We start from the raw sequence: 20307 nt of genomic DNA on the forward strand, positions 1-20307 counted from the left end.
CTGTGCTTAATGCCTGCCTACGACCTTTGCCTTATGGCTACCTCTGTTCGCGCTATCTGGCAAGGCTTCGTGCGTAGTTCGCTGGGCACGGGTGCCGCCGTCGCAGCGCGGGCCGCCGGCGCGCTGGTGTTTAATAAGCTGGTGGCTCTTTACGGAGGAGCCGGTGGGCTTACCCAACTCGCCCAGTTTCAAAACCTGATGGCCTTATTTGGAGCCCTACCCACCGACGGGGTGCAGGTGGGTGCCACGGCCCGGCTCGCTCCGTTGCGGCCCGGCTCGGGGCGCTACCGGGCCTGGCTGGGGGCTGCCTTGCTCCTGACCACGGTCATCGGCCTGGCCGCGGGAGCGGTGCTGCTGGCTACTGGCGGCAAGCTGTGGTCAGTCGGCCACGTTGGAGTATTTACCGGGGCAATGCTGCTGGTGATGGGGCAGGCGCTGCTAAGCACTGCGTTATTGGCTGCGGGCCGCCGCGGGGCCTACGTGGCCCAGTCAGTAGCGCTAAGCTTGCTGGGTACGGCGGCAGCGGCCGGGGCGCTGGCTGCCGGCTGGCCGCTGCCGCGTGTGCTGCTGGCTTATGTGGTCGGGCAGGCGCTGACGGTGCCGCTGGCCCTGCTAGCAGCCAGGCGGGCCGGCCTGCTGCGGGGATTGGGCTTGCAGTGGCCCAGTTCGGCCGCCCAGCGCGGCCTGTTGCGGTTTGTGCTGATGGCCGCCGGGGCGCTGCTGTTTGGCCGGGCCGTCGATTATGCCGTGCGGGCCTGGCTGATGGCCCACTTTGCGCCTGCCCAAACCGACCTGTGGCAGGCCGTTGCGAAGCTATCCGACAACTATACGCTGGTGGTCACGGCGCTGCTTAGTACGGTATTTTATCCCCGACTGGCGGCGCTGGTGGCTCAGCCGGCGCAGGCCCGCCGCTACCTGGGAGCAGTGCTGGGCCTGCTGGCCGCCGGACTGGCCGCCGGACTTGGATTAATATATGCTTTTCGGGATATACTGCTGCCGCTGTTGTTTGCTCCTCGCCTGCTGGCAGCCCGCGACCTGCTGGCGCCCCAGCTGCTTGGCGATTGGGCCAAGTTTTTAAGCTGGGTATTTCTGTATCAGCTGCTGGCGCGTGCCCGAACCTGGCCTTACCTGGCTGTGCAGGCTGCCTCGGCGGCGCTCTACGTGGCATTGCTGGCCGGCCTGCTCCCCATGTTCGGCCTGCACGGGCTGGTGCTGGCTCATGCCGCCCGCTATGGAGTGCTCGTGCTGGCTTGTGGAGCTTGGTACATTTGGAAATAACTTTCTCTTATGGGTAATTAGTAAATGGGTAATACTGTAAGTCATATAGCATCTGCTCTGCCGCTTGTGACGGTTGTGGCATTATGCCATAACCACGCGCCCTACCTGCGCGAAGCCCTCGACTCGGTGCTGGCTCAGGACTACGCGGCGCTGGAGGTCTGGCTCGTGGATAATGGCAGCACCGATGGCAGCCCGGCCATTCTGCAGGAATATGCGCAGCACAACCCCGCCTGGCACTTGCTGCTGCTGCCCGAAAACCTGGGCAACTGCCGCGCCTTCAACCAGGCTTTCTTGCAAAGCCAGGGCGAGTTTGTGGTCGACTTTGCAACCGATGACGTGCTGCTGCCCCAGCGCCTGAGCCAGCAGGTAGCCCTGTTTCGGCAGCTGCCCCCGATTATGGCCTGGTGTATTCCAACTGTGAGCTTATCGGCGAAGCCGGCGAGATGCTGGGGTTGCACCACCGGCCGGCCAGAACCGGGCGCCTGCAGCCGCAGCCGGCGAGCGGCTGGGTTTTTACGGACGTGCTGACGCGCTATTTTATCAGTACCCCTACTATGCTCATGCGCCGGGCTACGCTGCTGGCTTTGGGGGGCTACGACGAAACCCTAAGCTACGAAGACTTCGACTTCTGGGTGCGGGCCAGTCGCGACTGGCGCTTTCAGTATCAGGATGCCGTAACGACCCGCAAGCGCCGGCATCCGCGCAGTATGAGCGCCCAGGTAACCCGCGCCCACGACCCTTACCTGGCCTCCACGCTGCGGGTGTGTGAAAAGGCGCTGGCGCTGTGCCGCACGCCGGCCGAGCTACGCGCGCTGGCCCGGCGGGTGCGCTACGAGCTGGGCCATGCGCTGCGGCGCCGACAGTGGGCCGCGGCCCGCCAGGCCCTGCGGCTACTCATGAATATAATCGGCTGGGTCGTAGGGCTGCGAGGCCAGGCATAGCAGTACCGCTCCCGGCCCAAAGTGGATTTCGGGCCAGCAGTGCGGCGGCAGGTAAAGGGCCTGGGTGGGCTGGCTGAGGCAAAAGCGCAGCGGCTCTTCGCCTTCAGCCTGCATCACGAGGTCAATGCGCCCGTGTACGGCCACTAATAATTGCTCGAGGGTATGGTGCGCGTGGCGGCCCCGCACCCGGCCGGCGGGTACCTCCGTTATCCAGTAGGTGCGCTTCACGGCAAAAGGAAGCTGGCCGTCTTCAGCTACGGTGAGCCGGCCGCTGTCGGCTGCGCCGTGACTGGGAAGGGTTAGCAGGTAAGGAAGCGTCATGCAGCAAGAGTGGCCGGCAAAGATAAAGCTGGGCCGCTTAGGCTACCCGCCCGCGGCACGGGCGTAGCTCATACAGGTGGCGCGGTAGTAGCGGCCGGCAGCCCGGCGGGCCGGTAACGAGCTACAAAAACCGCTGTTTCAAGGCGGGTGTCGGGAGCAGGCAGCTTTCCTGCCGGCCAAACCAGCGGTAGCGATGGCGCGCTACGTAGCGGTACAGGCCATCGCGCCAGGCGCCGGGCAGCAGCCAGCCCGCGCCCGCCAGGCGCCAGGGCCAGCCCAGCTGCCCGGCAATGCGCAGCACCGCCGCCGAATGCGAGTACACCTGGTCATTCTCTACCAGGATAACCGATTCGGGGCTGGCCAGGGCACTGGCGGCGGCCACGCCGTGCGCGGCCAGCAGGGCCTGGCCAGCAGCGCTTTGCAGGGCGGCAAAGCGGAAGCGGCCCTGCGGGTCGTGGCGAATAACGAACTGTACAAAGCCGTTGCACAGGTTGCAGACGCCGTCGAAAAGAATGGTAGCCATTAGAGGTGCGTAACAGAGAGCAAAGCCTGCTACCGTAACGCGGAGCCCGCTTACGGGTTTACGGCGAGTAGCTGTTGTCATTGAGTAAGAGCATATTTACGTATTTGTCGCTACGTAGTTCCCCTGAAAAAATACGCGCTTTTCGCGTCGTTGTTGCCCAACACCTTGACGTATAAGCAGGCAGTAGTACCATTCATTTTTTTCCTCTCATGCCTAAACTCACCTCTCAACTCACGCTGGCAGCATTAGTCTTCGGGGCTACTTTGCTCGGCGGCTGCAGCAGCAATAACAAAGACGGCAGTGGCTCCACCAGCGGCACTTCCAGCAATAGCGGTACCGGCACCGGCACCGGCGCCGATACCAGCATGGGCAACGATTCTACGGCCTCGGCCTCTACGGCTGGCAGCATGGGCGGCAGCGGCTCTACGGCTGGCAGCAGCACGGCGGGCGGCAGCGGCTCAACGGCCGGTGGCGGCTCCACCGCGGGCGGGTCCATGTCGGGTGCCGGCAGCGGCGCAGGCACCACGGCCGGCGGCGGTAGCACGGGCGGAGCTGCTGGCGGCTCCACCGGTCAGTAAATCACCTTTTTCACCTTTCACCTTTTCCTCTTACCAACCATGAAAAAGCACATTTTTGTAGGTAGCGCCCTCGCGCTCGCATTCGCATTTACCACCGGCACCGCCTGCGCTCAAACTGGCGGCAGCACGTCGGGTTCCACTTCCGGCTCTTCGATGGGCTCAACCTCGGGCTCCACTTCGGGTAGCGGCATGAGCACCTCGGGCTCCACTTCGGGCAGCGGCATGAGCACCTCGGGTTCCACTTCGGGCTCTTCGATGGGCTCGACGTCGGGCTCGCGTATGGGCGGCTCAACCAGCGGCAGCTCTTCCTCGGGCGGCCACCGGGGCAAAGGCCGCTCGCACGGCAGCAGGTCGGGTAGCGGTAGCAGCACTACCTCGGGCAGCACCTCGGGCTCGACCGGCGGCGGCTCGACCCAGCGCTAAGATTTTTTAACTGATTAATTGCCACAAGGCGAAAAGGAAAACCCGTCCGGGGCTACCTTTTCGCCTTGTTGGTTTGGTACCTGAGCCCTTATGCACAGCCTTTGGCAGATAATACGGCGGCCGTTTGTGCTCGATTTGCGAGCGTTGGCGCTGTTGCGGATGGGTACGGCCGCGTTGCTGGTGCTCGACCTGGCCATTCGCAGCACCGACCTGGAGGCCCATTATTCTAATAAGGGCGTACTGCCCGTGGCGGTGCTGTTCGACCATGTCTGGACTGCCTACCAGTTTTCGCTGCACGCGGCCAGTGGCCTGTGGCAGGTGCAGGCCGTGCTTTTTTGCCTGGCGGCGGTAGTGGCCGGGGCGTTGCTGCTGGGCTACCACACGCGCCTGGCTACGCTGGCCTCGTGGATATTGCTGGTGTCGCTGCAAAACCGCAATCCGCTCATCAACCAGGGCGGCGACGACCTGCTGCGGATGCTGCTGTTCTGGGGCTTCTTTCTGCCCTGGGGGCGGGTGTGGTCCTGGGATGCGCGCGCGGAGCCGGCTCCCGAGCGCTACGACTATTGCAGCGCTGCTACCGTGGCCTACATCGGGCAGCTGGCGCTGGTGTACTGGTGTACGGCCCTGCTCAAAAGCGGCCCCGAATGGACCCACGACGGTACCGCCCTCTACTACGCCCTTAGCCTCGACCAGCTGCTGCTGCCGGGCGGGCGCCTGCTTTATCCGCACCCCGACCTGCTACGGGTGCTCACTTTCACTACCTGGTATATCGAACTGCTGCTGCCGGTGGCCTTGTTCATTCCCTTTGGGGTGAAGTGGTGGCGGCTGCTCGTCATCGGCGTGCTCGTGGGCTTTCACCTGGGTATCAGCCTCACGCTGTTTGTGGGAATATTCTTTATTATTAATATAGTATCGGTGCTGGGGCTGCTGCCACCCTTGGCGCTCGACTGGCTTACCCGCCGCCTGGTGCCGCACGCCGAGCGCGCCCGGCGCTGGCACGCGCGCCTGCCGGCCTGGCAAAGTCCCTGGCAGCTCCGCATCGAGCGCACGCGGCCCCTGCCGCCCGGCCGGGTAAAGCTCTGGCGGGCAGTGCGCGACGGCTTCGTTTTCAGCGTTTTCTTCTACGTTTGCTGGTGGAATCTTGATGACGTGGCCGGCCCCGCAGGCCGGTGGATGTCGGAGCCCACGCGCTGGTTTGGCTACCTGTTTCGCGTCGACCAGCACTGGGGGATGTTTGCGCCCACAGTCTTTAAAGATGATGGCTGGTACGTGCTGGAAGGCACCACTACGGCCGGCAAGGTGCTCGACCTCAACCGCGGCGGCGCGCCTGTGAGCTACGTAAAGCCGGCCGCCGTGGTGTCTTTGTTTAAAAACGACCGCTGGCGCAAATATTCAGAAAATTATTTATTTATCAATAATACCTGGATGCGGGGCTACTACTGCAACTACCTGCTGCGCATCTGGCACGAAAACCCCGCCCACCCGCCCCTGCGCCACCTGTCAGTAGTATATATGAAAGAGGTATCACAGCCCGACTACCGGGTGCCGCCCGCCACCCGCGAGGTGCTCTGCGACTGCGAGCCGGTATCCGCTCAGTAAGGCTGCCGTACTTATAGTATTCTTACTACCGCTTCAATGCCAGGCTGGTAGGTCTAACGCTATTTTGCGGTGGGCTACTTCACTTCCTCCACTTCCACGCGGCGGTTGCGGGCATCGGGCGAGGGATATAGCGGCCGCGCGTCGCCGTAGCCAACGGTGCTGATGCGCTCGGCTGCCACGCCGGCTTTTACCAGATAATCCTTCACGGCAGCGGCGCGCTGCTCCGATAACAGCTGGTTTTTTTGCGGCTCGCCGACGCGGTCGGTGTGCCCGGCTATGCGCAGGCGCAGGGTGGGCCGGGCTTTCAGCTCGGCGGCCAGCTGGTCGAGGGCCGGGGCGGCTTCGGGCAGCAGCTCGGCCGTGGCGAGTTTAAATAATACAGTGGGCAGCACTACCGGCGCGGGCGCTACAAGTGCCGGGGCCGCTGGCCTGGGCCGCACTGTGTCGGGGCGCGCAGGAGCGGGAGGCACGGGTGCCGGCTTAAAGGTGGGGTGGGGAGCCGCAGCCTTGCCCGCCACCCGAATCGTGATGGGCACCACCGGGCTTTCGGCAGTTGGGTAAAAGCCCTGCGTGAGGTAAAAGGTGGTGGTTTTGCTGAGCCTGGTGCGGTAGGTGTTGCCGGTAGCCAGCGGGTGCTTCAGCTCAGCATCGGCAAACCAGCGCACGCTGCGGCCCGATACCCGCAGGCTGCTTAGCGCCCCGGCTGGCACCGTGGCGGCCGACTTCAGCTTGATGCGGTAAAACGTAAACTCGCCCGTATCGCAGTCCAGCATCGGGCGATAGGTGGCGTGGCCGGTCAGCTTTTCCTCCGTGGCATCGTAGCTGAAGCTAATAGCCCCGCGCACCAGCCCGAAAAGGGCGAGCGGCCGGTTTCGCTCAGCTTGCGTACGTGCTCCAGCTGCAGGCCGTCGGGCGTGGGCGTGCCATCCATCTGAAACGTAACCGTGATGGCGGGCTGCTCGCCCACTTCCTGGTACAGCACCCCAAACAGGCTTTCGCCTTTGCCGGTTTGCACCCGCAGCACGGCCGGCCAATAGTGCTTTTCGCCCGGCTTGGTTTCTACGCCCTGCCATACGCCGGTCAGCGACTGGGCTTGTAATAAGTGGGCCGGTGCGGCCAGCAGCACCGCCAGCAGCTTGCCCCAGAGTCTGCGTTTCATGAGGCTAAAATACCATCAGACAGGAAAATGAAAAAAGCCGGCTATACATAGTGATAATACTATGTGCGGGCGGCCCAGGCGACATCAGGCAGCTTATTTAGCGGCTGGCGGCCGGGCGGCTTTAATCTTTTCGGCCACCTCCACCATCGGCGCCACCCAAATGTCTTTCTGATTGGCCTGGAGGTAGCGCAGCAGCTGGCGGTGTGCCGGCAGGCTCACGTTGAGGCCGTGGCCGCCGCCCACGCCATGAAACAGAAATACCAGCAGCGTGTGCGACTGCCGGGCCTGCTTCACCAGGCCAATCAGGTATTCACCCGACTGGCCGTTAATCATGTAACAGTCAATATTATCGAGGTCGACCTGCGCGGCGGTCTGCATACCGGGCGTAATGCCCCGTGCCGCCACAAAATCCTGGCGCAGCTGCTCGTAGAAGTTGACCCCGCCAATCTGGCGGTCGCCGCAGGGGTAGGCAAAGGTGCGGGCCGTTTTTCCGTCAATGGCATTCAGCAGGGTATTATTAGCCCTGATTTCGCTCACCGCCCGGCTCACGGTGTACTTGCTCAGGTCGTTGTCGGGCGTTACAAAGCCCCGGCCGGGCAGGCTGCCATCGCAGGGATGCATCAAGGCGTGGTTGCCCAGCTCATGCCCGTGCCGGGCGGCCTGGCGCCACTCGCCCAGCCGGTGCGCCACCACTGGCGAAGAGCCAATTAGGTAGAACGTACCCCGCAGCCGCGCCGAGTCGAGTGCCGGCACCACGTTATCGAGGTCCACGTCGATGGCATCGTCGTAGGTCAGCACTACCGCGCACTGCTTATTGTTCCACCCGCTGGGAGCCTGGGCATAAGCAGCCGGGCCGCCCAGTAGCAGCGCGGCGGCGTAGCATAACGTTCGGGTAAGTTTCATCGGGCAAGGCTGGCCGGCCTTGGGGAAGTGGCCGGCCAGCGCAAGTTTAAGCCGAAAAAGCGGCTAGCCCAGGTACGCCATATCCTCCGGCGTGAGCTGAATAGCGGCTGCGGCCAGGTTTTCGCGCAAATGCGCCAGCGACGACGTGCCCGGAATAGGCAGCAGTACCGGCGACTTATGTAGCAGCCAGGCAATATTGAGCTGGGCGGTGGTTACGCCGCGCTGCCGGGACAGCTCGGCCAGCTTGTCGCCCGACTTGGGCAGGCCGTGGATGAGCGAGAAAAACGGTATCAGCGGAATGCCGTGCTGCTCGCACAGCGCCAGCACTTCCTCGCCGCCCCGGGTTTCGCCGTGGCCTTCGCGAAGGGTGGTGCGCTGGGCGTAGCCGTACATATTCTCAACGGTGGCTATTTCGCCCAGCCGAAGGCCGGTTTCCAGCTCTTCGCGGCTCACGTTGCTCAGGCCCACGTGCTGAATCTTGCCTTCTTTTTGCATCTCAAACATGGCTCCCAACTGCTCTTCGAGCGGCACGGCGCTGTTGCCCATCAGCCGCAGATGCACGAGCTGCACCTGCTCCTGGCGCAGGGTGCGCAAGTTGTTCTCAATGCTGGTGCGCAGGTTGGCGGGCGTATTAAAGGGCACCCAGCTGGCATCGGGCCGGCGGGTGGCGCCCACTTTCGTGCAGATTACCAGGTCGGTGGAGTAGGGGTGCAGCGCCTCGAAAATCAGGCGGTTCGTCACGTCGTCGCCGTAATAGTCGGCCGTGTCGAGAAAGTTAACGCCGCTGGCCACGGCAGCTTTCAAAATTTCGAGCGCCTGCGGCCGGTCGGCCGGCTCGCCCCATATCTGAGGCCCGGTGAGGCGCATGGTGCCGTAGCCGAGGCGGTTGACGGTGAGCGGCTGAGCCGAGTTGGGGGCAATGGTAATGGTCATGAATTGCTGCTTGAGGAAGTGGAAAAGCCCGCCCGGCGGCCGGAAGCCGTTCGGTTAAAGCTGATAGTGGGGCGGCATATCTACCGCTTCGACCCGTGGAAAGTTTGCCCCAGCCTGGCTGGTGAGCGTGCGTAAGGATGGCTGGGGTTCCTGCAAAGGCTTTTGCTGGCTAGCAAAGCGGAAAGCATCGCTACAAGCCGCGTTTATCTCCGTACTTGCTGCCCGATGAGCGCCTTTGTGGGGGTATGCGTGTTTCTGGCAGTAGGCAAGCTGGAAACGGCTAGCTGGCAAGCGCTTTAAACTATTTCTGAATTTTTCCTGCTATGCATTTCCCCATAATGGCCCTGGCTGCGCTGGCTACTACCAGCCTCGCCCTGCCCGCCGATACGTTACCCGCGGCCGTGTACCATGCGCCGGCGCCGGCGAAGTCTGGCCGCACGCTTACTACGCAGCAGGTGCTGAAAGGCAGCACCCTCGACCTGAAAGAGCTGGAGATAACGACCGTGCTGCTACCCGCCGGCCAGGCCAGCCGCCCCCGGCCTGCCACCGCTGAAGAGCTACTGGTGGTTCAGCAAGGCCAGCTGGCCGTAACGCTGCACGACTCTACCAAAACCCTGAGCCCCGGCGGCCTGCTGCTGGCAATGGCCGGCGAGCAGCCCGCGCTGCGCAATACCAGCGCCGCGCCGGTGCGCTACTGGTGCCTGAAATTCAGCTCGGTTGACGGGGTCGATGCGGCGCGGGGCCAGGCCGGGGGCGGCTCTTTTCTGCGCGACTGGCCGGCCCTGCCGCTCACCAAAACCGAGAAGGGCGAAACCCGGCCGGTGTTCAACCGGCCCACCTCGATGTTTCCGCGCTTCGATGTGCACGCTACCGTGCTCAATCCGGGTCGGGCCAGCCACCTGCCGCACACGCACCGCGCCGAAGAGCTCATTCTAATGACCCAGGGCAACGGCCAGATGCTGATTGACAAAACCTCGTACCCGGCCGCGGCCGGCGATGTAATAGTGATGCGCGCCAACGTGCCCCACGCCTTCACTAATACCAGCCAGGCCCCGGTGGGCTACTTCGCCATTCAGTGGCACAGCAAGGCCGAGCTGGAAAACCAGCAGCCTAAGTAAGCTGGCCCTAGCCCAGCTGCTCCTGAAACGCGGCCAGAAACTGCCCCACGTGGTAGCCATCGGCCAGGCCGTGGTGCACGTTGATGGCCACCGGCATCAGGGTAGCCGCGCCTTCGCTATAGGTCTGGCCCACCGAAATCTTGGGGCAGCTGTCGGGTAGCTAAAGCTGCGGGCGTGGGTAAGGCCCGTGAAGCGCGCCCACGGAATGGCTGAAAAGTGAATCACGTCGGGTCGGCTCGTGGTGTCGCTCAGGCGCAGGCCCTCGCTAGCCTGCACGGCCGCGATTTCGGCTAGCGCGCCCGGTATAAAATCGGCTAGCTCGCGGTGCTGCTCGATAAAGGAAAACCCGAACGTGTGGTCGGCCCGCCCAATGGTAGCCGAGGCATGGATGCGGTCGTAGCAATACACCTGCCCCTCCTCGATGCGGTAGCGCAAGGCCTCTACCTGGTTAACCGCCTGCAAGGCCCGGTGCAGGTAATATAGAAAAAAGGGTATGCTCTGCCGTTTGGCTTCCGCCAGCGCGCGGGTGCAGTCAACGGTGGCTACCAAGCCAAAAAATGGCTCTTCAAAAGCGGAGAAAAAGGCAAAATGCTCGCGCCGGTTCCAGCTGGCCAGGTCAATTTGGTGTTTCATTTTTCTTATTTCTACTTACAAAGAACGGCATGCAGGGCCCTGCGAAGCATCGTCACAGAGTTGTTGCACGAACCTCGCAATGCGTGCAGACTGCCTTGCGAGGCTGCGCATGCCGTTCTTTGAATGAAAAAAGCCGTGCCCATTCCTTTGCTCATTGCCTTCGACGCCGACGATACCCTCTGGCCCAACCAGCCGCACTTCGACCGGGTAGAGGCCACGTTTTTCAGTATCCTGGCCCGCTGCGGCGACCCCGCTGCGCTTCATGCCCGGCTCTACGCCATTCAGCGGCACAACATGCAGTACTACGGCTACGGGGCCAAAGCCCTGACGCTCTCGATGATAGAAACTGCCATTCAGCTAACCAACGGCGCCGTGACGGCCACCGAGATGCAGCAGATTCTTGACCTGGGCAAAGAGCTGCTGCGCTTCTCCATCGAGCTGCTGCCGGGCGTGGCCGAGGTGCTGCCGGCCCTGCGCCAGCGCGGCCATCACCTGATGCTGCTCACCAAAGGCGACCTGTTCGACCAAGAAGCCAAGCTGGCCCGCTCGGGCCTCGGCGAGCTATTCGACCACGTCGAAATTGTGAGTGAGAAAGACCCGGCTACCTACCGCCGTCTCTTCCGGCGCTACCGGGCCACGCCCGAAAGCTTCGTGATGATTGGCAACTCCCTCAAATCTGATATTCTGCCCGTGGCTGGCCTCGGCTACCGCGCCATCCATGTGCCCTACCACGCCAACTGGATTCACGAGCACGTGCCCGAGGCCGAGCTGGCCGGCGTGCAGTTTGAGCAAGTAGCCAGCCTGGCCGAAGTGCTGGCGCTACTTCCGTAGCGGCTTTCGTATGCGGCCCATATTGTAAGTCTTGTCAGTGAAGGCAATTGATGATAAAAATGGCCTGGACTGGCGGGAGTTTAGGTGCAGCCGTATCTCGCCGTGCGGTACTCAGCCCGTTGCCAAAGTACTCGTTGCCCGCTGCCTTAGCATTGCCTTACATTTACAACTGATACTTGCCAAGGGCAGTGCGCCGGCCGTTTTCTCTCCCAAACCATTTTTTGATGACCCGACCCACGTTTGCACACCCGGTATTCGAGCAGCTTTTTGAGCGTGACTATTTCATCCATGATGCCGGGCTGCGCGAAATCCTGGCGCTCGGGCCGGAAACGGCCGTGCCCGAGCTGCTGAAAATAATCGATGCCGCGTTGACCGACTTTCAGGCGGGTAAGCTGATGGACACCAGCTGGCTGGATACGTTCTATTTCTTCCACGCGCTCTACCTGCTGCACGAGCTACGCGCCCCGAGGCCCTGGATGTGTACCGCCGCCTGCTGCGCCTCGACGCGGCGAGTACCGATTTCTGGTTCGGCGACAACGTGTTTGAGGAGGTGCCGGGTCTGCTGGCCCACGCCGGCCAAAAGCGCCTGCCCGAGCTATTGGCCCTGCTGCAAGACCCGCAGCTGCTGCTGATGCACCGGCTGGTAGTGTCGGACGCCGTGGCGCGGCTGGCGCGCGAGCAGCCCGAGCTTCGGCCCGCCATCAGCGCGTTTTTGCAACAGTACCTGCGCCACATTATCGCACACGCCGACCAGGCTGCTCAGCTTTTCCCGACTGATGCAGGCGCCTATGGCTACGAGCTGGACAGCTACCTGGGCGGCCTGCTAGCCGACGTACAGGATGCGGGCCTACGTGAGCTGGAACCGGAAATCCGGGAGCTGCACCGCCTGGGCCTGGTGGATGAGAGCATTAGCGGCGGGGCCGACGACATTGATTTTCACGAGTCGCAGCCGCTGCTGCCTACTCCCGATATCTTCACCCGCTACCAGCAGCTGCGCGAAGACCCCGACAACTACTCGCCCTTTCATCCCGATGCTACCGCCATTGCCGAGCGCCGGGCGCAGGAGGAGGCCCGCTACGCTCAGCTCCGGCGCGAGCATGCCGCTCGCTTGCAGCCCCGGCAGGTGCTCCCCAAAATCGGCCGCAACGACCCGTGCCCCTGCAGCAGCGGCAAAAAGTACAAGAAGTGCCATGGGGCGTAGCAGGTAGGGGCAAGCGGGCATTTTTCCTGATTCAGCCGCAAGCCTGACCGCTTGACCAAAGCCGCTGCTGTGTCCGCCGCTCCTAAGCTGGCGCGAGGGTAGGAACCCTGCATCAACGTACGTGGCCCTGCCCGAAACAGCGGGCTTCGGAGCCGATAATCTGCACCCCGGCGCCGGGCCAGGCCAAGGCCCAGACCTAAATGCGCGCAACGCTGTAACGGCTAATGCGTTTCAAGCAGTAGGGTAGTCTTTCGCTACCTCTTTAGCCCTTAAGTTTATGAACCTGTTCCTGAAATTTGCTCCTGCCCTCGTAGTGGTCTGCACTATCTCACTGGCCCACGCCCAAACTCCTGTCGCGCAAGAAGAAGGCCATATGCCCACGAAAGACAAGAAGATGCACAGCCGTGGTATGGAAGACTACGTGATGATGCGCGACGGCAAAATGATGCGCATGCAAGAAGGCAAAGCCATGCCACTCACCGAAACCATGACCATGAACAACGGCACCAAGGTAATGACCGACGGCAACGTGATGATGGCCGACGGCAAGTCGATGATGCTGCACGATGGCCAGCGCGTGATGCTGGACGGCAAAGTGCAGGACATGAAGATGGGGCAGGGCAAAATGAAAGGTAAAATGAGTAGTATGTAATAGACTTGTTTCTTAAATTAGAAACCAGATAAAAGAACGTCCTGCGGAGCTTGTCGAAGCAGCGCTACTGCGCCTCGTGGTATGCAGCCCTTTGATGCTATTTTCCGTGATGTCGATGTCGGCATACGATTCGGAAACCAAATCCAGTACCTGAAAATAGCCTACTACCTCCTGCGAATCCCAGTCTTCGAACTTGGTAATGTCCGTGTTGCGCAGCAAAACTTCTACTTCCTCGTCGCTCATCCGCGAGGCCTCGATGCGGGTAGAAGCACCCACGCTCCGCACGGTAGCAATGGCTTTTAGCTGCTTTAAGCTCTGGCCCTGCTGTCGCTCAATGGCCGACCACGAAGCATCAAAGCGGTCGAGCTTGCTCAAAGTACCTAACAGGCTACAATCCAGCATTATCTCTACGGTGTGTAGGTGTTCGGCAATACCACAAAAGTAGGCCAGCACCGCCGCTCATGATACGATGGTGATACGATTCGTGACTATCACTCGTCCCTAGCTGAAACGAACGAAGCCCGTAGCTCGCCGACTACGGGCTTCGTTCGTTTCAGCTATGTCGCTAGCCTCGCCTACCGCCGCGTGTCGCTAGCGCGACAATGGAGGTGCAACCTCCACCTCATAGTTAGTCACGAGTTAAACTCGCGCCAGTTTGGGATGAGTGAGTTACGCCCGCCCCACGCCCACTCCGTCGCAGAAGAGGCGGCAGAAGCTGTGAAAATGACTATAGTGTTAACTTGTAAAATTAGTAATACTTTTTGGCTGCTGGTTTAATAAATCCATTCGTTGTACAATATGTGTCGAATAAATCAATTATTTCACTTGTGACAGTAGAGATAACAGTCATTTTAGAGGCAAGTACTTGAGCTCTTTGTCTTTCACCTATAGTTGAGGCGCTTTCACGTCCGTGAGCTACCGCATTACGCTTATCGACAAGTTCATCTACTGTTACTCTAGAAGATAAGGGTATAGAATATCCTTTTATTCCAAATGCCTTTACTACTTCTTCAATAGTTTTTGCCCATACGTTCTGCAGCGTACTAGAAAACATTGTTTCATTAATGGATACCGTATTGCTATTAGAAATTTCTGAAAATAATTCGGTTGATTTCAGAAAAAATTTATCATAACCGCTGTCCTTTATTGATTTTAGCTTATTGTAAAGCGAGATTACGCTAAATGGTAAAATGTAGTGAGAATTTTTTACCTGTTTAGCTGAAATATTTCTCAGGGCCTGTTCAATAACATCATTAATAGTTTTTTCCAGACAAGCGTATAACTGGACCTGGAATAGACCTCTCATTATTTTTAACTCAAGAGAAGGAACTATCTGTGGGTCGTTAGGCTCCAACCTAATTATGTGATTTAAATAAATCTGTGTTTCATTGAAGCGGCTTCTGGCATTAGCCCTGACAGTTGAAAAGCTCATGTAGCACGTTCACTTACATAATTAATACGTTGAGCAAGCTTCGTCTTAGAGTTTGTGGCTCCTGTTGTTAACTTATTCAAGTTAATATCGTCAAGTAACTTAATGAGCTTTGAGCTATTTAAACTCTTACCCGAATTTATTGCATCTGCTGCACCGACTGCAATTGCTTCGTAAAGGACCAAAGGAGTAACATTGGTTCGTGTGCCTCTTACAACGCCTTTTGGTAAAGCCTTATTCAAATTTGCGAAGGTTTTTTCAAAAATTTTTCGTAGCTCTTTCTCGTTTTTAAAAGATTTTGTCTTTTTGGACATGTAATCATTTAAAAATTCTTTCACACTATGCTGGAATAAAGACCTGTCTTCATAGTAAGCAAAAAATTTCAATACAAGCTCTTCGATATTCCCAGTCCTTTCTGCGTTTTTTGTGAGTTTTATCACGGAAAGAAAATCAGTATTTTCTGCACATTTTTTGAGAAAATCATTGAATTCACCTAAATAAACACAGTTCCTGATTTCTTGCGGGTGTAAAATTACACCTCCTGTATTGAGGCGCTCAAACAAGTCGTAACGAGTATTATAGTCGCTTCTATCATTTAGTACGGTTATTCTAATAGGTCTAGTTTGGAATAATAACTGCAATGATTTTGGTAGGCTTTCAAATTTAAGCCCATTAATAGTGCTTAATCTATCAAGACCTTCCAACTCTAGCTTTTGGCATTTTGGATTTACTCGTTTGATTGTGTTGTCGTCGCCGACAAAGTTGACAATAGTCGTCAGACGTTGTAAACCATCAATGACCTCCCAAGTAGAATCCTTGTTTGTTGCCATGAATAAGCTCGGCACAGGTATACCCAAAAAGATAGATTCGATAAGGTTCGATTGCCTTGTTTCATCCCAAATAAAATGTCTTTGATATTCTGGCGTCACATCAATAAGAGATTCTGAAACCATATCGAACAACTGTCTTACAGTTATGTCGTAGCTATCGAACGCTACCGACCTACGGTTGCTTTCAAGTTGCTCCTGAATCTTAGCTGCTTCCATCAAAGTGACAAAATGGAGGTGATGTTATTTCTTGAATAAAATGACTCCTATTACATATTCCGCCGATACTGCCCGCCGACCTCAAACAGCGCGTTCGTAACCTGACCTAAGGAGCAGGTTTTCACCGTTTCCATTAGCTCCGCGAAGAGGTTGCCATTCTGCACGGCGATTTGCTGCAAGCGCTTCAGGGCGGCGGGGGTAGCGGCGGCGTTGCGGGCGTGCAGGGCTTCGAGCATCGTAATCTGGTACTGCTTTTCCTCCTCCGTGGCGCGGATGACTTCGGCCGGGATGACCGTGGGCGAGCCCTTGGACGAGAGGAAGGTATTGACGCCGATAATCGGGTATTCGCCGGTGTGTTTCAGCATCTCGTAGTGCAGGCTTTCCTCCTGGATTTTGCCGCGCTGGTACATGGTTTCCATGGCGCCGAGCACGCCGCCGCGCTCCGTGATGCGGTCAAATTCGAGCAACACCGCTTCTTCCACCAGGTCGGTCAGCTCCTCGATGATGAACGAGCCTTGCAGCGGGTTTTCGTTTTTGGCCAGCCCCAGCTCGCGGTTGATGATGAGCTGAATGGCCATGGCGCGGCGCACGCTTTCCTCAGTGGGGGTGGTAATGGCCTCGTCGTAGGCGTTGGTATGCAGGCTGTTGCAGTTGTCGTAGATGGCGTAGAGCGCCTGCAACGTGGTGCGGATGTCGTTGAAATCAATTTCCTGGGCGTGCAGCGAGCGGCCCGAGGTCTGGATGTGGTACTTCAACATCTGGCTGCGGGCGTTGGCGCCGTACTTCAGCTTCATGGCCTTGGCCCAGATGCGGCGCGCCACCCGCCCAATAACGGCGTACTCGGGGTCGATGCCGTTGGAGAAGAAGAACGACAGGTTGGGCGCGAAGTCGTTGATGTGCATGCCCCGGCTCACGTAGTACTCCACGAAGGTGAAGCCGTTGGAGAGCGTGAGCGCCAGCTGGGTAATCGGGTTGGCCCCGGCCTCGGCAATGTGGTAGCCCGAGATGCTGACCGAGTAGAAGTTACGCACCGCGTTGCGGATGAAATACTCCTGCACGTCGCCCATCAGGCGCAGCGCAAACTCGGTGCTGAAAATGCAGGTGTTCTGGGCCTGGTCTTCCTTCAGAATGTCGGCCTGCACGGTGCCACGCACCTGGGTCAGCGTCGTGGCCTTGATTTGCTGGTACACGTCGGCGGGCAACACGTCTTCGCCGGTTACGCCCAGCAGAAGCAGGCCCAGGCCGTTGTTGCCTTCGGGCAGCTCGCCCTGGTAGCGGGGGCGGGGCTGCTTTTTAGCGGCAAAAATCTGGTCAATTTTGGCGTCCACCTCGGCTTCGAGGCCGTTTTGGTGGATGTACTTCTCGCAGTTCTGGTCGATGGCCGCGTTCATGAAAAACGCCGCTAGGGTAGCCGCCGGACCATTGATAGTCATGCTCACCGACGTGGCCGGGTGCGAGAGGTCGAAGCCCGAGTAGAGCTTCTTGGCATCGTCGAGGCAGGCGATGCTGACGCCCGCGTTACCGATTTTGCCGTAGATGTCGGGCCGGTGGTCGGGGTCTTCGCCGTAGAGCGTCACCGAGTCGAAGGCCGTGCTCAGGCGCTTGGCGGGCAAGCCCTTGCTCACGTAGTGGAAGCGCCGGTTGGTGCGCTCCGGCCCGCCTTCGCCGGCAAACATGCGGGTGGGGTCTTCGCCCTCGCGCTTGAATGGGAACACGCCCGCCGTGTACGGAAACTCACCGGGGAAATTCTCCTGCATGGCCCAGCGCAGGCGGTCGCCCCAGCCCGAGTAGCGCGGCACTGCTACCTTGGGTATCTCGTTGCCCGACAGCGAGGTAGTGTGCGTTTTAACGCGAATCTCCTTGTCGCGCACCTTGTACACGTACTCGGGGTTGCGGTAGTTCTGGAGCGTGGCAGTCCAGTTTTCCAGTATGGCCTGGGCGTCGGCGTCCAGGCGGCGCAGGGCCTTTTCCTTCTCCTTGGTAAACTCGCCCACCATGCTGCCCGACGAGTGCTTTTCGTCGCGGTAGTATTCTTCCAGCTTGGCAAACGCGCCCGCCACTTCGGCCATGTTCACCTGCTCGCTCACGCGCTTGTCGTAGGCGCGGTTGGTTTCGGCAATCTCGGAGAGGTAGCGGGTGCGGCTCGGTGGTATAATATATACTTTTTCAGATATTTCCCCGCTGGTTTCCAGGTGCGAGGCGAACTGCGCGCCCGTCTTTTCTTCCAGCGTGTGCAGAATGGCGCGGTAGAGCCGGTTCATGCCGGGGTCGTTGAACTGCGAGGCGATGGTGCCGAAAACCGGCATTTCCTCCAGCGGCGAATCCCAGCGCTGGTGGTTGCGCTGGTACTGCTTGCGCACGTCGCGCAGGGCGTCGAGGCCGCCGCGCTTGTCGAACTTATTGAGCGCGATAACGTCGGCAAAGTCCAGCATGTCAATCTTTTCGAGCTGCGTGGCCGCGCCGTACTCGGGCGTCATCACGTAGAGGCTCACGTCGGAATGCTCGATGATTTCGGTATCGCTCTGCCCGATGCCGCTGGTTTCCAGAATGATGAGGTCAAAATCGGCGGCCCGCACCACGTCCACCGCGTCCTGCACGTAGCGGCTGAGGGCGAGGTTGCTCTGGCGGGTGGCCAGCGAGCGCATGTACACTCTGGGGCTGTTGATGGCGTTCATCCGGATGCGGTCGCCGAGCAGCGCGCCGCCGGTTTTGCGCTTGCTGGGGTCTACTGAGATGATGGCCAGCGTCTTGTCGGGGAAGTCGAGCAGAAAGCGCCGCACCAGCTCATCGACCAGGCTCGACTTGCCCGCGCCACCCGTGCCGGTGATGCCCAGGATAGGCGCTCCCTGCTTGGCGCCCGGCGTCAGCAGTTGCGTATCGTTGTTTTCCTTTTGCTGAAAATCCGTAATCAGCTGGCCTTTTACCCGCTCAAACTCCTCGGGGAAGTTCTCGGCGGCCGAAATCAGGCGGCCGATGCTGCGGGCATCTTTCTCCTTGACGTGCGTTACCTCGCCGTTGAGGTGCTGGCCGGTGGGAAAGTCGCTCTTTTCCAGCAGGTCGTTAATCATGCCTTGCAAGCCCATCGAACGGCCATCATCGGGCGAGTAGAGGCGGGTGATGCCGTAGCCTTGCAGCTCGGCAATCTCGGTAGGCAGAATAACGCCGCCACCCCCGCCGAATATCTTGATGTGGCCCGCGCCGCGCTCCTTCAAGAGGTCAAACATGTACTTGAAGTACTCGTTGTGCCCGCCCTGGTAGCTGGTAATGGCAATGGCCTGGGCATCTTCCTGAATGGCGCAGTCCACGATTTCCTGTACCGAGCGGTTGTGCCCCAGGTGAATAACCTCCGCGCCGCTGCTCTGAATAATGCGGCGCATGATATTAATGGCCGCGTCGTGGCCATCAAACAGCGCGGCGGCCGTGACGATGCGAACGTGGTTTTTAGGCTTGTACGGGGCAACGGGGCGGGATGCATAGGGCAGTAGCGCGGACTTTTAGTCCGCGACCGTAAGAGTGGAAAACGTACGCGAAGGTACGAAAAAGCCCCGGCGAGGTCGGCCGGGGCAGGCCGCGTTCGTTAGTAGCGCGAAAGGAGGTGGCGCAGCCATAGCTGCATGGCTTCTTGTAGGGGCGTCGCCGGATATTCTTCCAGTAGGATAAAGCTGCTTTTACGCAGTACCTGCTGGGCGGCCAGGTTGCTGGCGGCAGTCAGCGCCCGCGCTTCCGTGCGGCCAAACAAGCTGGCGGTGTGTGCCAGCAACTGGTGAAATGCTTCGAGGCCATAGCCCTGCTGGCGAAAGGGCGCAGCCAGCGACATGCCGACGACGCAGGGTGCAGGCTGGTTGTTAACTATTTCGTGGTTAAGCTCATATAAGTGCAGTATGCCAATAGCCTGCTCGTCGGAGCGGCGGCGCACGAGCCAGTCGCAGGCGCCGTGCTTCCTGGAAAACCGTAATTCCGTGAGCAATGCCACCGCATACATTTCCAGCGCACTCCGTTCCTTAAAGCGCGTGTCAACGAATGGCGAGGGGTCGTCCGCAAAAAGGGTTAGATAAATCGGAAAATTTAGCCAGTCTACCAGTTCATAGCTGAGCCGGGAGGACGATGGAAGGCTTTGATAAGGAAAGTCAAACGCTAAAGAGTTAGCCGATTGCCGTAGTAACCAGCGCTGGAATACCTGTTGCATTGCAGGTAGGAGACCTGAAATGTTAGCAGATAGCCAAGCAGGCGTAAAGAGTGGCATAGAGCAGCAGTTAAACCGCTAAAAATAAACGAAAAAACGCCCCTGCGCTACGGCGCAGGGGCGTTTTTGTCAACATAGTTCCGCATTTATTACCCCTTCACCGCCTGCGCGCCGGCCTCAGCTACGGCGTGGTCGTCTTCCACGGTGCTGCCCGAGACGCCGATAGCACCGATAACCATGCCGCTGCCGTCCTTGATTGGCAGGCCGCCGGGGAAGGTAATGAGGCCACCATTGGAGTGCTCAATATTGTAGAGCGGGCCGCCGGGCTGCGAAAGGCCGCCGATAGCGCCGGTAGGCATGTCGAAGAAGCGGGCCGTCTTGGCTTTCTTAATGGAGATGTCGAGCGAGCCCAGCCAGGCATCGTCCATGCGGGCGAAGGCCACGAGGTTGGCCCCGGCATCAACGATGGCGATATTCATTTTTACGCCCATCGCGAGCGATTTCTGGTGCGCGGCCTGAATGGCGGCCTGCGCTTGAGCAAGGGTAATACCCATAA

25 protein-coding genes are annotated in these 20307 nt (G+C 59.4%); 10 read left to right on the forward strand and 15 right to left on the reverse strand.

The window, feature by feature from the left end; all coding sequences use genetic code 11:
* Positions 1-33: 33 nt before the first annotated feature.
* The 3 genes from GKZ67_RS05200 to GKZ67_RS05210 all read left to right on the forward strand — a co-directional run bounded on the left by GKZ67_RS05200 (position 34) and on the right by GKZ67_RS05210 (position 2219).
* Positions 34-1278, forward strand: a complete 1245-nt coding sequence (locus GKZ67_RS05200; RefSeq protein WP_173241431.1) for a hypothetical protein — start codon at positions 34-36, stop codon at positions 1276-1278.
* A 75-nt stretch (positions 1279-1353) separates the two neighbouring features.
* Positions 1354-1806, forward strand: a complete 453-nt coding sequence (locus GKZ67_RS05205) for a glycosyltransferase family A protein (protein WP_173241432.1) — start codon at positions 1354-1356, stop codon at positions 1804-1806.
* Entirely contained in the window at positions 1800-2219 is a 420-nt protein-coding gene (locus GKZ67_RS05210) for a hypothetical protein (protein ID WP_173241433.1), read from the forward strand. The genes GKZ67_RS05205 and GKZ67_RS05210 overlap by 7 nt, the downstream gene beginning before the upstream one ends.
* Here the strand turns inward: GKZ67_RS05210 and GKZ67_RS05215 are convergent.
* Together GKZ67_RS05215 and GKZ67_RS05220 are read right to left on the reverse strand one after the other, a co-directional pair.
* Positions 2169-2540: a sugar 3,4-ketoisomerase gene (locus GKZ67_RS05215; protein ID WP_151088139.1), complete on the reverse strand. Its 372-nt coding sequence runs from the start codon at positions 2538-2540 to the stop codon at positions 2169-2171. The two genes, GKZ67_RS05210 and GKZ67_RS05215, sit on opposite strands and share 51 nt — an antisense overlap.
* 121 nt (positions 2541-2661) lie before the next feature.
* Positions 2662-3063 carry a thiol-disulfide oxidoreductase DCC family protein gene (locus GKZ67_RS05220; RefSeq protein WP_173241434.1) on the reverse strand — a complete coding sequence of 134 codons (402 nt, stop codon included), beginning with the start codon at positions 3061-3063 and terminating at the stop codon, positions 2662-2664.
* A gap of 209 nt (positions 3064-3272) precedes the next feature.
* On the opposite strand from GKZ67_RS05220, the gene GKZ67_RS05225 reads away from it, so the two are divergent.
* The 3 genes from GKZ67_RS05225 to GKZ67_RS05235 all read left to right on the forward strand — a co-directional run bounded on the left by GKZ67_RS05225 (position 3273) and on the right by GKZ67_RS05235 (position 5663).
* A complete protein-coding gene (locus GKZ67_RS05225) occupies positions 3273-3641 on the forward strand; it encodes a hypothetical protein (RefSeq protein ID WP_173241435.1) in 369 nt (122 codons plus the stop codon).
* Between the two features lie 39 nt (positions 3642-3680).
* Positions 3681-4064: a hypothetical protein gene (locus GKZ67_RS05230; protein WP_173241436.1), complete on the forward strand. Its 384-nt coding sequence runs from the start codon at positions 3681-3683 to the stop codon at positions 4062-4064.
* Positions 4065-4154: 90 nt separating this feature from the next.
* Positions 4155-5663, forward strand: coding sequence for an HTTM domain-containing protein (locus GKZ67_RS05235; RefSeq protein ID WP_173241437.1), 1509 nt, complete (start codon positions 4155-4157; stop codon positions 5661-5663).
* Positions 5664-5737: 74 nt separating this feature from the next.
* Here GKZ67_RS05235 and GKZ67_RS05240 read toward each other — a convergent pair whose 3' ends face one another.
* The 4 genes from GKZ67_RS05240 to GKZ67_RS05255 all read right to left on the reverse strand — a co-directional run bounded on the left by GKZ67_RS05240 (position 5738) and on the right by GKZ67_RS05255 (position 8658).
* Complete coding sequence (locus GKZ67_RS05240; protein WP_173241438.1) at positions 5738-6508, reverse strand: OmpA family protein; 771 nt, start codon at positions 6506-6508, stop codon at positions 5738-5740.
* The gene (locus GKZ67_RS05245) at positions 6460-6822 is read right to left on the reverse strand and encodes a hypothetical protein (RefSeq protein WP_173241439.1); all 363 of its coding nucleotides are present in this window, start codon (positions 6820-6822) and stop codon (positions 6460-6462) included. Before GKZ67_RS05245 ends, GKZ67_RS05240 begins: the two co-directional genes overlap by 49 nt.
* Before the next feature lie 93 nt (positions 6823-6915).
* On the reverse strand, positions 6916-7725 hold the full coding sequence (locus GKZ67_RS05250) for a polysaccharide deacetylase family protein (protein WP_173241440.1): 810 nt from the start codon (positions 7723-7725) through the stop codon (positions 6916-6918).
* 63 nt (positions 7726-7788) lie between these two features.
* Complete coding sequence (locus tag GKZ67_RS05255) at positions 7789-8658, reverse strand: aldo/keto reductase (RefSeq protein WP_173241441.1); 870 nt, start codon at positions 8656-8658, stop codon at positions 7789-7791.
* A 323-nt stretch (positions 8659-8981) separates the two neighbouring features.
* Between GKZ67_RS05255 and GKZ67_RS05260 the strand changes: the two genes are divergently transcribed.
* Positions 8982-9776, forward strand: a complete 795-nt coding sequence (locus tag GKZ67_RS05260; protein ID WP_173241442.1) for a cupin domain-containing protein — start codon at positions 8982-8984, stop codon at positions 9774-9776.
* Positions 9777-9783: 7 nt separating this feature from the next.
* Here GKZ67_RS05260 and GKZ67_RS23070 read toward each other — a convergent pair whose 3' ends face one another.
* On the reverse strand, positions 9784-9909 hold the full coding sequence (locus GKZ67_RS23070) for a CatA-like O-acetyltransferase (RefSeq protein ID WP_254245075.1): 126 nt from the start codon (positions 9907-9909) through the stop codon (positions 9784-9786).
* The gene (locus GKZ67_RS05265; RefSeq protein ID WP_254245076.1) at positions 9873-10409 is read right to left on the reverse strand and encodes a CatA-like O-acetyltransferase; all 537 of its coding nucleotides are present in this window, start codon (positions 10407-10409) and stop codon (positions 9873-9875) included. The genes GKZ67_RS23070 and GKZ67_RS05265 overlap by 37 nt, the downstream gene beginning before the upstream one ends.
* A gap of 123 nt (positions 10410-10532) precedes the next feature.
* Between GKZ67_RS05265 and GKZ67_RS05270 the strand changes: the two genes are divergently transcribed.
* Complete coding sequence (locus tag GKZ67_RS05270; protein WP_173241443.1) at positions 10533-11240, forward strand: HAD family hydrolase; 708 nt, start codon at positions 10533-10535, stop codon at positions 11238-11240.
* Between the two features lie 146 nt (positions 11241-11386).
* Here the strand turns inward: GKZ67_RS05270 and GKZ67_RS05275 are convergent, their stop codons facing one another.
* A complete protein-coding gene (locus GKZ67_RS05275) occupies positions 11387-11692 on the reverse strand; it encodes a hypothetical protein (RefSeq protein WP_173241444.1) in 306 nt (101 codons plus the stop codon).
* A 26-nt stretch (positions 11693-11718) separates the two neighbouring features.
* Between GKZ67_RS05275 and GKZ67_RS22465 the strand changes: the two genes are divergently transcribed.
* Entirely contained in the window at positions 11719-12441 is a 723-nt protein-coding gene (locus GKZ67_RS22465) for a YecA family protein (RefSeq protein WP_217278689.1), read from the forward strand.
* A gap of 277 nt (positions 12442-12718) precedes the next feature.
* On the forward strand, positions 12719-13093 hold the full coding sequence (locus tag GKZ67_RS05285; protein WP_173241445.1) for a DUF6799 domain-containing protein: 375 nt from the start codon (positions 12719-12721) through the stop codon (positions 13091-13093).
* A gap of 12 nt (positions 13094-13105) precedes the next feature.
* On the opposite strand, the gene GKZ67_RS05290 is transcribed toward GKZ67_RS05285, so the two are convergent.
* The 6 genes from GKZ67_RS05290 to GKZ67_RS05315 form a co-directional block, all read right to left on the reverse strand.
* Positions 13106-13468: a hypothetical protein gene (locus GKZ67_RS05290; protein ID WP_217278690.1), complete on the reverse strand. Its 363-nt coding sequence runs from the start codon at positions 13466-13468 to the stop codon at positions 13106-13108.
* A gap of 373 nt (positions 13469-13841) precedes the next feature.
* Positions 13842-14447 carry an MAE_28990/MAE_18760 family HEPN-like nuclease gene (locus tag GKZ67_RS05295; protein WP_173241446.1) on the reverse strand — a complete coding sequence of 202 codons (606 nt, stop codon included), beginning with the start codon at positions 14445-14447 and terminating at the stop codon, positions 13842-13844.
* Between the two features lie 74 nt (positions 14448-14521).
* A complete protein-coding gene (locus GKZ67_RS05300) occupies positions 14522-15568 on the reverse strand; it encodes a DUF262 domain-containing protein (protein ID WP_173246473.1) in 1047 nt (348 codons plus the stop codon).
* 50 nt (positions 15569-15618) lie between these two features.
* The gene (locus GKZ67_RS05305) at positions 15619-19050 is read right to left on the reverse strand and encodes a methylmalonyl-CoA mutase family protein (protein WP_173246476.1); all 3432 of its coding nucleotides are present in this window, start codon (positions 19048-19050) and stop codon (positions 15619-15621) included.
* A gap of 95 nt (positions 19051-19145) precedes the next feature.
* Positions 19146-19484 (reverse strand): GNAT family N-acetyltransferase, encoded by a 339-nt coding sequence (locus GKZ67_RS05310; protein WP_173241447.1) that lies wholly within the window; start codon positions 19482-19484, stop codon positions 19146-19148.
* Positions 19485-19900: 416 nt separating this feature from the next.
* Positions 19901-20305 carry a GlcG/HbpS family heme-binding protein gene (locus tag GKZ67_RS05315; RefSeq protein ID WP_173241448.1) on the reverse strand — a complete coding sequence of 135 codons (405 nt, stop codon included), beginning with the start codon at positions 20303-20305 and terminating at the stop codon, positions 19901-19903.
* Positions 20306-20307 lie beyond the last annotated feature (2 nt).

Source organism: Hymenobacter sp. BRD67 (assembly GCF_013256425.1).
GTDB lineage: Bacteria > Bacteroidota > Bacteroidia > Cytophagales > Hymenobacteraceae > Hymenobacter.